Here is an 11,846-nt window from a genome sequence, read left to right as displayed (position 1 = left end):
ATTGATGAAGCTAGGCGCATCCATAAGAACACGGGTGAATAATGCGTATGCCGCGGGCGGCAGGCTGGTCTATAGGCACGCGCGCGACAGTCGCGCCAAAGGAGCAGACGCCTGCATCCAAGAAAGGGACAAGAGCGCGGAAGGGCGGCTCGATCAAGCGCCGCGGCCGAAACCGCGGCTCGAATCGTTTCGTGCAGCAGGAGCAGCTGACAGGCTTCTCCGCGAAGAAGGATGGCTACCATGAGAATGCGTATACAGCCGGGTATGAGCTCGGCAAGTATGAGGGCAGCGAAATGCTGCTGGAGCAGGCGTTGCCCCTCCATTTGCTGCTTCCGGAGGTGAGCTTGCGGGATGTCATCGCGCTCGGCGCGGAGCAGCTTCGTGCGTTGTGCCGTTCGCTCATGGATGTGCACAGGTTGTCGACGAGCTGAAATCGGCGATTCATCAGCAGCGGCCCTGCTCCTTCGTAAGGCTCGGCGACGGCGAGCTGCTGACAGCCCCGTTCAGGGCGCGGGCGACGTTGAACGCGTGATGCGCGAGGTCAGGCAAACCGATTTCGACTTAGCGCTTGTATCCGCAGGCATAGCCGCTGTCATCCTGTGCACCCGAATCGCGGGCGAGCTCGGTAAAGCGGTACTGGATTTCGGCCATATGGCAGACGGCATCGTAAAAGGGCAATATCCGATTTAACCGCTGCTCCCAACACTTGCAAGAAACGAGAAGGAGATGGCTGACAGAATGAGAAAGCTTGGACGTACAAAGCGCCAGCGGCAGAAGCAGGTACGGCGTAACGCCCGCAAAGCGAAGAAAACCGTACGATACGAGGCAGGAATGGCAGCCGGATACCAGGAAGGAGCGCGCATCGGCCTTAGCCGCTTCGGCACGTATTTCGACGGAACCAGCATCATTATTCCCAGCTATAACCAGGTTGATTTCTTGAAGAAATGTTTGACCAGCATTCATAAGCATACGAACGTCGCTTACGAGATTATCGTCGTGGACAATGCGTCCTCGGACGGCACGGCTGCTTACTTGCAGTCTGTCGACGGAGTCGTGCGTTATCGGGTATTGGAAAGAAACTGCGGATTCGCGGGTGCCGTCAACGTCGGCATGATGATGGCCAAAGGCACGTCGCTGCTGCTGCTCAATAACGATACGATCGTTACGGATAATTGGCTGAGCAACCTGCTTGCCTGCCTGAACAGCGACCCCGGCATCGGCATGGTTGGGCCGGTCACCAACAATATCAGCGGGGATCAGCGGATCGAGGTACCGTATACGACGGAGAAGGAAATCGCGTCCTTCGGCCGTCGATTCAATGTGCATGATCCTGCCAAATGGCAGCGGACCGACCGCCTGAAGGGTTTCTGCCTGCTGTTTCGGCGCGAGCTATGGGACCGAACGGGCTATTTGGACGAAGGCTTCGCGATCGGGAACTATGAGGACGATGATTTCAGCATCCGTGTTCGCCTACAGGGCTATTCCCTTGTCACCGCGCGCGATACGTTTATCCATCATTTCGGCAGCGTCAGCATGAAAGCGCTCGGCGAGCGGTTTAACGAGGTGAATGACCGCAATCTGCATGTCTACATGGATAAATGGGGTAATCCCCACGAGCTCATTCATGAGGTACATGCGAGGGGGCTTGGTCTTGCGGGCCAAGGGGAAACCTCATTCTTCCCGGAAGGCGTTGTCGTCCGGGGGGTGACGGCTGCGCTCTATTGGGTGGAGAACGGCCGACGCAGGCCGATTGCAGGCACTGTCTCCGTGCCCGCCATCCGTCTATCACAGGTGGATTTGCGCCGCTGGCCAGTGGGTGAGCCGATCGCCGCCGAGGCAGTGGAAGCGGCGTGGCTGCAGCAGCCGCAAATATCGGAAGCAGGCGGATTGCCTTATATTGTGGAAAACGGGCTTCGGCGAAGGGTGACGACTGCGAAGGCCGGCGAGGCTTGGGGCTTGGGGCTGCGGCAGGGAAGTCCGTTCCCGGCGGGGCAGCTCGGAACACTAGCTGAAGGTTTGCCGATTATCGCGCATGTTCAGGTTGCGGAGCGCTTGTAATTCGGGATGTTGGCTGCCGGTTCATCCCGATCCGGCTCGACCAGCTGTACCGCGCGGCGAATGCCGCGCATATGCTGGTTAGTGACCGTTTACCGGGTAGAACCACGGTTGAAGGAGGACGGTGTCATGCAGCATATCGTAACGGAAATGGTCGAGCATATGTCGCATTCCCATGAACAGATGGCGCGTGTCCTGGAAGCCAAACGCCACGTTGCCGTAAGGATGGCGCAGCTCGTTCACGCGCTGCCGGATCAGCATCCCGGCTTTGGCGGCTTCGATAAATTAATGGACAATTCCCAAGCGGTGACGAAGAACGTCGTCGCTTATTTGAACAGTATCGCGGAGCTGCAGGAATCGCTAGCGATGACGATTTCAGCGGTCATGAGAGAATTCGCGAACGAGGATGAGGAGTAAGGCGGAGGAAAGGGGCGTTTTGGAACATGAGTCGGGAAGCGGCATATACAAGGATGCTGGACGCCTCCGCCAAGCTGCAGTGGAATGTGGCGATGATTTTGGAGGCGAAAGCGATCGAAGCGGAGAAGGTGCGGTCGTGGCTTATTAATCATGTTACGCCGGGTACCTTCACGGAGCAGCAGGAACGTCTGAAGACGGCGCTGCATGTCCATCAGCAGCTTGTGGAAGTCATTGAAGGGCTGACGAAGCTCCATATGGGCATGACGAATGTGCTGAAGGCTGCGCTGCGCCACGAGGAAGATTCGCCAGGTGGATTTGGCGGTATGACCGATAACCCCTTCGACATGGGAGAGAAAGCATAATGGAGGGGTTTAAGAAGGAGCGCGAAGCCCGGATTGCGCTCCTTAATGCGTTGTCCAGAAGCCAGCAGGCGGTAGCCCGCATTCTGGACAGCGTCGCGGATACCGCGCATTATGCACCAGGCATGGCACAGTCCATTGCAGGCAACATGAAGTCGATCGCGGCCATGCAGCAGTCGCTTACCGCGATGGTGCGCACCTTGGAGCACCGTCCCGGCAAGCGCAGAACAGGCAGCGCGGCCGCCAAGCCATGGCTGAACAGCTGCACGACGATGCAAGCCGGCAAGCGAGCAGCCGCAGCGCCAAAAGGGGGAAACCGGAGTGGTCTCAGCCGTAACTAGCAGCAAACGGCGCAAAGCAGCGGGATTGGGAGGCAAACGGAGTGCAAGTCCCATGCAGAAGAGCAAGCGGACCCGGTCTTCTCGCAAAGGTAAGCTCGCACCAAGCAGGAAACGGCGTTCCGGCAAGGGCGGGAAGAGCTATAATCAAGCCTTCGATCAGGCGTATAACCAAGGCTATAACCTTGGCTTCGCCAAAGGCTTCGAGGACGGCCATCAGATTGCCTACGAGCAGCAGAACGGATAGCAGGACAGATTCAAAAAAGGAGCCGCTGCCAACGTCATCGCGGATGACAATGGACGGCTCCTTTTGCCGTATTTATGGAGGAAGCAAGTTCGTTCAAGCCCATCAATCCTGGCCCCTGCGCGTTCTCTCGCCTTCAGCCGCCAAGCAGCACATCGCTCAGCAAAGAGCCGAGCAGCAGCAGTCCCATGACGGCTGCGGAAATACAGGTCTGCTTGAACGCCCATGTACGATTGGCGGCCAAGCCTGTGCCGACCGTGCGCGATCTGCGAAGAGCAGAGCGGAAATACAGGAGGAAGCCTCCGGCAATCAAAATCGATTCGAGTAGGATGCTTACCGAGGGATGCTGCCACAGTCCAAACCCGAGCAGGGGAAGGGCGCCGGCGTTGCCCGGCAGGAGAGGCAGATCCGGCTGGTGTACAAGCAGGTCGAGGAGCCAGTGGCTGAACACGATCAGCCCCATGGCGCCGCCGGATCTTGTGCCCCATAACCGCCGGGCCGCGAGCATGGCAAGGAGCGATATTATTATGGCGCCGAGCAGCGAGTGCGTGTAATCCGCGTGGATAATTGCGCTGCCGTAGCCTTCGCCGTGGACGGATACGATGGTTTCCTTCCCGGATACGAACAGAGGCACGAAAATAACGTCCAGCAGCTGCGTCCCCAACATCAGCGCCCACATAGGCGTGTTTTTCTCTGTCGCCTTAACGGCAGCGGCCAGCCCGAAATGTCCTGCAAACATCTACTTCACTCCCTTCGACTTCAGGTGCTCATTGCTGCCTATTCTTGCATCAAGCCATCCGCAAACCACCGTGAATAACAGCATGAAGCTAATAAAAATCATGAGTGCCGGCCTCCTGTTACATATTATAACCAACGGTTACTAACCTATGGTTATAATATAACCGACGTAAATCCATGTCAATGTGTTTACCAAATAAATAAACAGGCTTTCCTCGCCGCCGCTTCGCTTGGACGGGAGGAAAGCCTGTTTGATGACGTCTGTCTGAATCTTCCTCCTACTTGAACATCCGACTTAACAAAACAGCCTGTCTTATTGGAAGCCGCGCTTGGTACCGTTGGTCAGGATCGGCAGATTCTTCATATCGCTGGTCATGCTGGAATTGCAGATCGGACAGGTCGGAAACTCGCCGAACGAAAAGTCGCTTCGCATCCAGCAGGAGCAGGATTCATTGGTGCATGCCCAAATCGCCGTTTCTTCCTCCGGGATAGGCTCGGCTTGCTTTTTAGAGAAATGAATAATCAAGACCTCCTTCTATGTGCATGGCTTTAACCTCTTTTAATATGTGATGGAACTGCCAGATTTATACTCTTTTTTTATGTTCATACGCCTTGGGGGTCATGCGCCAATTTTGCAGCTCAGGCGGGATAAGTGACCAAGAGCCTTGCCTGTCACGCGCATATAAATGGTGACAGAAGAAATGTCAGGGGTGGCGACAGTGCAAGCATAAAAATACGTTAAAGCTAAAGCGTTAAAATACGAAGCGGTCCTGCAAAGCATCGTACATCCGCCGCCTCCTTTGAAGCAGGCACATGTCTTGTTCGTCGCGACGGGCAAAGGATGCCCTTATTCTCCCTTTGACGAGGCGATCGCAGGCGCTTTTCGAGGCGGCAGCAACGTGGTGTGCGGCCTTACGGCGCAGCGCATTGAAGAAGCAGCGGCGGTCATGACGGCGCTGCCTGCAAGCTGGCAGTGTCCGGAAGGATATTTGGCTGGCGACGTATCGGATAAAGTGGTTAAATTTGTGCTTGGAGGGAAATGGAATGTTTACTAATCAGCGCATACTGGTCACCGGGGGAACAGGGTCTTGGGGCTACGAATTGATTCGCCAGCTGCTGCCTCAGCAGCCCAAACAAATTATTGTTTTCTCCCGCAACGAGTCGAGCCAAGTGGCGATGAGCCGCACGTTCGAAGATTCGCGTCTTAGCTTTTGCATCGGGGATATCCGGGATAAAGAAGCCTTGATGCGCGCATGCGAGCGGGTGGATTACGTGTTTCATTTGGCAGTGCTGAAGCATGTGGCCGTGTGCGAGGATCAGCCGTACGAAGCGCTCAAAACGAATGTCATCGGCACGCAGAACGTAATTGAAGCCTCCATTGCAAACGGCGTGAAGCGCGTCATCTATATCTCGACGGATAAAGCAGCGAATCCGTCCAACTTCTACGGTATGACCAAAGCCATCGGCGAGAAGCTGATCGTATACGCGAACCTGCTTCGTTCCGAAACGACCTTTGTCTGCGTGCGCGGCGGCAACGTGCTTGGCACGAACGGCAGCGTGGTCCATCTGTTCGCCAGCCAGATCAAGAACAAGGGCCAAGTGTGCATCACGGATAAGAAAATGACGGGCTTCTTCCTGGCGCTGCAGGACGCCATCAAGCTGCTCTTCAAAGCTTCGGAGGAGAGCATCGGCGGCGAAATCTTCGTCATGACGATGCCGACCTGCCGCATCGTCGATCTGGCCTCCGTGCTGATGGAGGATATGGGCATCAGTGCCGAAATGATTGAGACCGGCATAAGTCCGGGTGAAAAAATACATGAGACCCTGCTGACGGATCATGAGAGCACGACGACAATCGTTTACGACCAAGAATATTTGGTTATTCTGCCGACGATCGACATTCCGGGGCTTCGCCAGCGCTACAGCGTGCAACCGAAGGTGGACTTCGAAAGCTACTGCTCCAGCCAATCCTTGATGACGAAGGAAGAGATTCGTTCGATGCTCGTCAGAGGCGGGTTTCTGTCATGAAGCTGCTCATTATCGGGGGCAGCGGCATGGCGGGCCATGTCCTGCTCCGATATTTCCGGGAGAAGCATCCGGGGTACGGCATCGCTTATACGACGCGGCAAGCGGACGGCGCAGGGAGTATCCCGCTCGACGTCACGGACGCCGAATCGGTGGTCGACGTCGTTCAGTTCGTGCATCCGGACGTCATCATCAATGCCGTGGGCGTCCTGAACCAGGACGCGGAACAGCATCCGCATGCGGCGTATCTGGTCAACGGCCTGCTGCCGCATAGGCTTCGCTACGTCGCGGATCTGATCGGCGCGCGCGTCATTCATATCAGCTCGGACTGCGTGTTCAGCGGCAGCCGCGGGTCGTACACGGAGAGCGACGATCCGAACGGGACTACGGTCTACGCACGCTCAAAGGCGCTCGGAGAGATGAGATACGGCAGGCATTTGACGATTCGTACGTCTATCATCGGACCGGAAATCCGGCCGCAGGGCATCGGCCTGATGAAGTGGTTCTTGGCGCAGCAGGGTGTCGTTCACGGGTATTCGCGCGTCTACTGGAACGGGGTAACGACGCTGGAGCTGGCGAAGGCCGCTGCCTATGCGATCGAACATCCGGAGATTGGCGGTCTCGTGAATATGACTGCGAGCGAGACGGTCAGTAAATTGACCCTGCTGCTGCTGTTTCAAGCGGCTTTTGAAGTGGAAGGCGTCAAGATCGTTCCGGACGATACGCTCTATCTCGACCGGACGCTGGAGACAACGCGCAAGGATTGGGGTTATCGGGCGCTGGGCTACATTCCGATGCTGGATGAGCTTACGCAATGGATGAAGCAAGGATGAGCCGGCCGCGCCTGCTAGTAACGGGTGCCGGCGGCGGACGGAGCGGGGGGCTGCAGCCGTCAGTCCGCAGCATCCCTATAGCCTGAGCAAGACGATGCAGGTGCTCGTTGCCCAGAGCTGGGCGGCGCTCTATGGTATGGATGTCGTCGTTGCAGAGCCGTCCAACCTGATCGGCCCTGGCCGGTCAGGAGGCCTCTGCGGGCTGCTTGCCCGATACGCGCCGCTGCCTGCGCCGTTTCGGCTCTCGTCGATAGCGAGCAGCGCGATCTGCTCGACGTGCGCGATAAAATCCGCGCGTATGAGCTGCTGCTCCGCCGCGGGGCGAGCGGCAGCGTCTACGCAGTGGCGTCAGGCGCTATGCGGACGCTTGGCGAAATCGCTGGCGAGGTGAGCGCGCTGGCATCCGCGCGCGGGCAGGCATGACGATGCCCTGTTTTTTTGTCGCCATTCATGAGCGGATTAGCCGGTGCTCGTCTTCCTTTTTATTGCCGCCGGCGATACAATGGAAGTCCGAATAAGCGGAGCCATACGATAGGTGCGATGGCTGATGGAGGTGTAAGTACGGAGATGGATCAAACGGTGCCGTTCACGTTCAAGCCAGGCGATTACCCGGAGAAGCCGGGCTGCTACCTGATGCGCGATGCATCGGGCGTCCTGCTGTACGTCGGCAAGTCCAAGAAGCTGAGAAGCCGCCTGCGGTCGTATTTTCAGACGACGCACGAGCGCAAGCGAACCCGCGATCTTGTTGCGCGTATCGCCAGCATCGAGATTATTCTCGTTCATAACGAGACGGAAAGCCTGCTGCTTGAAAATAACCTGATCAAAATACATAAGCCGCCCTACAACAGGGCGTTAAAGAAGGATAACAGCGGCTACGCGTACCTGACGCTGACAGACGAACGCATCCCAAGGCTGGATATCCATTATCGGGATCGGCGTGAGGCTGTTTCCGCCGAACGCGGAGAGCCGATGAACGGAGAAGCAAGGCAGCCGCTTCAGCGGAAGAAGGGAAGCAGCCGCGGCGGTTCGACGGAGGCCATGTATACCCGTGAAGCATCGCCCGCTTACGGGGCGAAACGCTTCGGGCCTTTCGCCAGCGCGCGGTTCCGCAACGAGCTGCTGGAGTTTCTGGCGGATCATTACAAGCTGCGCGCCTGCACGGTGCTGCCCAAGCGCGCCTGCCTGCTCTATCATATCGGCAAATGCAGCGGCATTTGCGAAGGTCACATCACGGAAGCGGATTACCTGGAGGACGTCAAGCAGGTCGCGAATTTGCTCTCCGATAGCAGCAAGGAGGCATTGATTGCGCGGATGTACGCGCAGATGAGCGAGTACGCGGAGGCGATGAAGTTCGAGAAGGCGCAGAACGTCTTGGCGCATATCCGCAATTTGGAGAAGACCCCAGGCCATCAGGTTGTCGACCGGGAGACGAGCGTGAACCAGGAAGTGCTCTATTTCGGCAGCGAAGGGGTCATGATCGCGAAGGTCCAGCAGGGTATGCTGCGGGATTTTCAGCTCCATGAACTGGAGCGCGGCTTCGCGGAAACCGCCTGCGACCGGTTTCTGATTCAGCGGTACCGGGCGGAGACGAAGCCGGATGAGGTGATCGTCAACCGGATCTTCGATCCGGCTTCCGTGCGCCGAGCGCTCCGGCGCCCAGGGGAAGGACAAGCCCCGCCCCTGCGGATCACGCAGCCGAAGCGGGGGCTGAAGCACGCGCTGCTGCAGCTGTGCAAGGAAAACTACGACTACCGAAAAGGCGGGGACGTTCAGCGAGCTGACGATCCGTCCGAGGGCTGAACGTACGCGGCAGGTATCCAACAAATTTCGCTTCTATAGGTCTGGAGGTGATGTCTTTCCCCTCGTTCCAAAGCATTTCGGTGTCTATCTATCAAACCGGGACTCACTTGAAAGAAGCTCCTGCTGGGCTATAATTAGAGCAATCATATAATCTATCAAGTCATAGGATGGGGCAATCCGGTATGCCGATTTTATCTACCAAGCTGTATATTCCCCCGCCACGGAGTAAAGCCATCCAACGGCCGCGCCTGATCGGGCGGCTGAACGAGGGGCTGGAACGCAAGCTGACGCTCGTCTCCGCCTCCGCGGGCTTTGGCAAGACGACTCTGATCAGCGAATGGGTCGCTGGCTGCGGCCGGCCTGCCGCTTGGTTGTCGCTGGACGCAGGGGATAACGACGCTGCGCGCTTCATGCTTCACCTTATCGCTGCTCTGCAGACGATTGGGGAGAAGGTTGGAGAGAGCGCAGTTCGTGCGCTCAAATCCGAGCCTCCGCCGTCGATCGAATCGATTCTCACGATGCTGCTCAATGACATCTCGGCCCGCATGCGCACATCTGTCCTCGTGCTTGACGACTACCATGTTCTTGATGCCAAATGGCCGGGCGATGCCCTGAGCTTCCTGCTCGAGCATCTCCCGCCGCAGCTGCACCTGGTCATTGCCACACGTGAAAATCCGCAGCTTCCGCTGGCACGGCTGCGCGCCCAGGGCCATTTGACCGAACTGCGCGACTCCGACCTGCGCTTTACTCCAGGCGAGGCGGCCGCATTTCTCAATCAGGTGATGGGACTGGGACTTACGGAAGACGAAATAACGTCTTTGGAAACACGCACCGAAGGCTGGATAGCGGGGCTTCAACTGGCGGCGCTCTCGATGCAGGGGCGCAACGACATTCCTGCGTTCATTCGGGAATTCGCCGGAGACAATCGGTACGTTATGGACTATCTTGTCGAAGAGGTCCTTCAGCGTCAGTCCGGCCCGATCAGGAGCTTCTTGCTTCAAACCTCCATACTCGACCGGCTTCATGGCCCATTATGCGACGCCATCACCGGTCAGGAGGAAGGCACCGAGCGTCTTCAGTATCTGGAGCGGGGGAGCTTCTTTGTCGTTCCGTTGGATGACAGGCGCCTGTGGTATCGCTATCATCACTTGTTTGCAGAGGTACTCTCCGCGCATTTAAGGGCGGATCAACCCGATCAGATAGCTGATCTGCATCGGCGCGCAAGCATATGGTATGAGCAGCATGACATGGCGGACGAGGCGATCCGTCATGCGCTGGCCGCCGATGATTTCGCGCGAGCGGCGGACCTGGTTGAGCGGGCGATTTCGACGCTCAGAAAGAGTAGACAAGAGGCTGTAATGCTGGGCTGGCTGAATGCGATCCCTGACGAGTTGGTTCGCTGCAGGCCTGTGCTTTGCGTTTGGTATGCCGGAGCGTTGCTGGCTAGCGGCAAGCTGGAGGACGCCCAGGACTGGCTGCATGACGCCGAGCAGTGGCTAGTGAGAGCGGCGGACCTGCGTGAGCGGCAGCAAGCGCTGCCGGCTGAGTTCGTTGTTGTGGACGAGGAGGAATTTCTCCGTCTCCCGGGTTTGATTGCCGTATATCGTGCCGGACTGTCCCTGGTTCTCGGCGACGTGCCCGCCGCTATTGCACACGCCAGACGGGCGCTCGACCTCGTGCCCGAGGACGACCGACTCACGCATGGAGCGGCAACAGCGATCCTCGGACTCGCATGCTGGAGGAGCGGCGAGCTTGAGGAAGCGCGCCGGATGTTCGCCGAGGGCATAGCAAGCGTGCAGCAGGCCGGGGCTATCTCTGACGCGATCAATGGCGCGATCGCGCTGGCTGAAATATTGATGGTGCAAGGCCGGCTCCGAGAGGCGATGCATACCTATGAGCGGGGCTTGCAGCTTGCGGCGGATCAAGGAGAGCCTAATCTGCGGGGAACGGCAGACATTTATGTGGGAATGAGCGAGCTCTGCCGTGAACATAATGATCTGCATGCCGCTACGCAGGCACTGCTGAGAAGCAAGGAGCAGGGCGAGCACACCGGTTTCCCGCAATATAAGTACCGCTGGCGTGTCGCAATGGCTCGAATTCGGGAGGCCGAAGGAGATCGGAACGGCGCGCTCGAGCTGCTCCACGAGGCTGAGCGCTTGTATAGGAGCGACTTTTTCCTGAATGTGCGTCCTGTTGCGGCGTTGAAGACACGGGTGTGGATCGCGCAAGGAAGGCTTGGCGAAGCTCTTGACTGGGTTCGAGAGCAGGGCCTATCCGTCAATGAAGACCTTTGCTACCAGCGTGAATTTGAGCATATCACCCTGGCCAGGGTGCTCCTGGCCCGGTATAAGAGAGACCATGAGGGCCGCTTCATGCTTGAAGCAATGGGACTTCTGAAGCGTCTCCTTCAAGCAGCGGAGGAAGGCGGGAGGACGGGGAGCGCAATCGAAATCCTGATCGTGCAGGCCGTCGCTCACCATATGCAGGGCGACATCTCTGATGCGCTTGCGCCGCTGGAACGTGCCCTGAATCTGGCAGAGGCTGAGGGCTGCGTCCGCATCTTCGTGGACGAAGGGCAACCTATGGCGGTTCTGCTGGAAGCAGCTGCGAAAAAGGGGATCGCCCCGAGCTATGTCCGGCGCCTTCTAACATTTCTTGGCAAGGTTGAAGGCGGAACGCCGGATAAACAGGTTGCGAATAAGCAGCCGATCGAGCGTTTGAGCGAGCCGCTGAGTGAACGTGAAAGCGACGTGCTTCGTTTGCTCGGAACCGATCTGAGCGGTCCGGACATTGCCCGCGAGCTCATGGTGTCCCTCAACACCCTTCGGACGCATACCAAAAATATTTACGACAAGCTTCAAGTTAACAGCCGTCGGGCCGCAGTCCGACGCGCTAAGGAGCTCGATTTGTTGTAGCAAGCCGCAAGCCATATTACGATCACACCTCGCCCAAGCGGATTGCTTGGGCTTTTTTTTTGCAAAGCCCTCGATTGAAAAACCACCACATCAATCACCACATATGGTGATGCCGTCTCACC

16 protein-coding genes are annotated in these 11,846 nt (G+C 57.6%); 14 read left to right on the top strand and 2 right to left on the bottom strand.

Going from position 1 to position 11,846, the window contains the following annotated elements; translation table 11 throughout:
- The first annotated feature begins 47 nt into the window (after nucleotides 1-47).
- The 8 genes from KXU80_RS12295 (at nucleotide 48) to KXU80_RS12265 (ending at nucleotide 3,416) form a co-directional block, all read left to right on the top strand.
- A complete protein-coding gene (locus KXU80_RS12295) occupies nucleotides 48-431 on the top strand; it encodes a hypothetical protein (protein WP_219838455.1) in 384 nt (127 codons plus the stop codon).
- The gene (locus KXU80_RS28445; protein ID WP_374987766.1) at nucleotides 389-532 is read left to right on the top strand and encodes a GT-D fold domain-containing protein; all 144 of its coding nucleotides are present in this window, start codon (nucleotides 389-391) and stop codon (nucleotides 530-532) included. Before KXU80_RS12295 ends, KXU80_RS28445 begins: the two co-directional genes overlap by 43 nt.
- Complete coding sequence (locus KXU80_RS12290; RefSeq protein ID WP_258171448.1) at nucleotides 532-690, top strand: GT-D fold domain-containing protein; 159 nt, start codon at nucleotides 532-534, stop codon at nucleotides 688-690. The genes KXU80_RS28445 and KXU80_RS12290 overlap by 1 nt, the downstream gene beginning before the upstream one ends.
- Before the next feature lie 48 nt (nucleotides 691-738).
- Nucleotides 739-2,058, top strand: a complete 1,320-nt coding sequence (locus KXU80_RS12285; protein WP_219838451.1) for a glycosyltransferase family 2 protein — start codon at nucleotides 739-741, stop codon at nucleotides 2,056-2,058.
- Between the two features lie 126 nt (nucleotides 2,059-2,184).
- Nucleotides 2,185-2,472 (top strand): nucleoside-diphosphate sugar epimerase, encoded by a 288-nt coding sequence (locus KXU80_RS12280; RefSeq protein ID WP_219838449.1) that lies wholly within the window; start codon nucleotides 2,185-2,187, stop codon nucleotides 2,470-2,472.
- A gap of 26 nt (nucleotides 2,473-2,498) precedes the next feature.
- Nucleotides 2,499-2,834, top strand: coding sequence for an alpha-helical endospore appendage domain-containing protein (locus tag KXU80_RS12275; protein ID WP_219838447.1), 336 nt, complete (start codon nucleotides 2,499-2,501; stop codon nucleotides 2,832-2,834).
- The gene (locus tag KXU80_RS12270; RefSeq protein WP_219838445.1) at nucleotides 2,834-3,172 is read left to right on the top strand and encodes a hypothetical protein; all 339 of its coding nucleotides are present in this window, start codon (nucleotides 2,834-2,836) and stop codon (nucleotides 3,170-3,172) included. The genes KXU80_RS12275 and KXU80_RS12270 overlap by 1 nt, the downstream gene beginning before the upstream one ends.
- A 52-nt stretch (nucleotides 3,173-3,224) precedes the next feature.
- Nucleotides 3,225-3,416, top strand: a complete 192-nt coding sequence (locus KXU80_RS12265) for a hypothetical protein (RefSeq protein WP_219838443.1) — start codon at nucleotides 3,225-3,227, stop codon at nucleotides 3,414-3,416.
- A 133-nt stretch (nucleotides 3,417-3,549) separates the two neighbouring features.
- On the opposite strand, the gene KXU80_RS12260 is transcribed toward KXU80_RS12265, so the two are convergent.
- A complete protein-coding gene (locus tag KXU80_RS12260; RefSeq protein ID WP_219838441.1) occupies nucleotides 3,550-4,152 on the bottom strand; it encodes a metal-dependent hydrolase in 603 nt (200 codons plus the stop codon).
- A gap of 312 nt (nucleotides 4,153-4,464) precedes the next feature.
- Complete coding sequence (locus KXU80_RS12255; RefSeq protein WP_374987765.1) at nucleotides 4,465-4,677, bottom strand: cold-shock protein; 213 nt, start codon at nucleotides 4,675-4,677, stop codon at nucleotides 4,465-4,467.
- Nucleotides 4,678-4,969: 292 nt separating this feature from the next.
- Between KXU80_RS12255 and KXU80_RS12250 the strand changes: the two genes are divergently transcribed.
- The 6 genes from KXU80_RS12250 (at nucleotide 4,970) to KXU80_RS12225 (ending at nucleotide 11,724) form a co-directional block, all read left to right on the top strand.
- A complete protein-coding gene (locus KXU80_RS12250) occupies nucleotides 4,970-5,206 on the top strand; it encodes a hypothetical protein (protein WP_219838438.1) in 237 nt (78 codons plus the stop codon).
- Nucleotides 5,196-6,179, top strand: a complete 984-nt coding sequence (locus KXU80_RS12245; protein ID WP_219838437.1) for a polysaccharide biosynthesis protein — start codon at nucleotides 5,196-5,198, stop codon at nucleotides 6,177-6,179. Before KXU80_RS12250 ends, KXU80_RS12245 begins: the two co-directional genes overlap by 11 nt.
- Entirely contained in the window at nucleotides 6,176-7,009 is an 834-nt protein-coding gene (locus tag KXU80_RS12240; RefSeq protein WP_219838435.1) for a dTDP-4-dehydrorhamnose reductase family protein, read from the top strand. Before KXU80_RS12245 ends, KXU80_RS12240 begins: the two co-directional genes overlap by 4 nt.
- A 94-nt stretch (nucleotides 7,010-7,103) precedes the next feature.
- The gene (locus KXU80_RS12235) at nucleotides 7,104-7,400 is read left to right on the top strand and encodes a hypothetical protein (RefSeq protein WP_219838434.1); all 297 of its coding nucleotides are present in this window, start codon (nucleotides 7,104-7,106) and stop codon (nucleotides 7,398-7,400) included.
- 176 nt (nucleotides 7,401-7,576) lie between these two features.
- Nucleotides 7,577-8,809: a GIY-YIG nuclease family protein gene (locus tag KXU80_RS12230; RefSeq protein WP_258171368.1), complete on the top strand. Its 1,233-nt coding sequence runs from the start codon at nucleotides 7,577-7,579 to the stop codon at nucleotides 8,807-8,809.
- A gap of 182 nt (nucleotides 8,810-8,991) precedes the next feature.
- Nucleotides 8,992-11,724, top strand: a complete 2,733-nt coding sequence (locus tag KXU80_RS12225; protein WP_219838433.1) for a winged helix-turn-helix domain-containing protein — start codon at nucleotides 8,992-8,994, stop codon at nucleotides 11,722-11,724.
- The last annotated feature ends 122 nt before the right edge of the window (nucleotides 11,725-11,846 follow it).

This window comes from Paenibacillus sp. R14(2021), from assembly GCF_019431355.1.
GTDB lineage: Bacteria > Bacillota > Bacilli > Paenibacillales > Paenibacillaceae > Paenibacillus_Z.
The sequence above is the reverse complement of the archived record's forward strand: the minus strand, read 5'-3'. Positions and strand labels throughout refer to the sequence as shown.

Coding starts and splice junctions, on each gene's coding strand:
- KXU80_RS12260 (WP_219838441.1), bottom strand. CDS start 4,152: ATGTTTGCAGGACATTTCGGGCTGGCCGCTGCCGTTAAGGCGACAGAG.
- KXU80_RS12275 (WP_219838447.1), top strand. CDS start 2,499: ATGAGTCGGGAAGCGGCATATACAAGGATGCTGGACGCCTCCGCCAAG.
- KXU80_RS12230 (WP_258171368.1), top strand. CDS start 7,577: ATGGATCAAACGGTGCCGTTCACGTTCAAGCCAGGCGATTACCCGGAG.
- KXU80_RS12285 (WP_219838451.1), top strand. CDS start 739: ATGAGAAAGCTTGGACGTACAAAGCGCCAGCGGCAGAAGCAGGTACGG.
- KXU80_RS12290 (WP_258171448.1), top strand. CDS start 532: ATGCGCGAGGTCAGGCAAACCGATTTCGACTTAGCGCTTGTATCCGCA.
- KXU80_RS12295 (WP_219838455.1), top strand. CDS start 48: ATGCCGCGGGCGGCAGGCTGGTCTATAGGCACGCGCGCGACAGTCGCG.
- KXU80_RS12280 (WP_219838449.1), top strand. CDS start 2,185: ATGCAGCATATCGTAACGGAAATGGTCGAGCATATGTCGCATTCCCAT.
- KXU80_RS12240 (WP_219838435.1), top strand. CDS start 6,176: ATGAAGCTGCTCATTATCGGGGGCAGCGGCATGGCGGGCCATGTCCTG.
- KXU80_RS12235 (WP_219838434.1), top strand. CDS start 7,104: ATGCAGGTGCTCGTTGCCCAGAGCTGGGCGGCGCTCTATGGTATGGAT.
- KXU80_RS12225 (WP_219838433.1), top strand. CDS start 8,992: ATGCCGATTTTATCTACCAAGCTGTATATTCCCCCGCCACGGAGTAAA.
- KXU80_RS12245 (WP_219838437.1), top strand. CDS start 5,196: ATGTTTACTAATCAGCGCATACTGGTCACCGGGGGAACAGGGTCTTGG.
- KXU80_RS12265 (WP_219838443.1), top strand. CDS start 3,225: ATGCAGAAGAGCAAGCGGACCCGGTCTTCTCGCAAAGGTAAGCTCGCA.
- KXU80_RS12270 (WP_219838445.1), top strand. CDS start 2,834: ATGGAGGGGTTTAAGAAGGAGCGCGAAGCCCGGATTGCGCTCCTTAAT.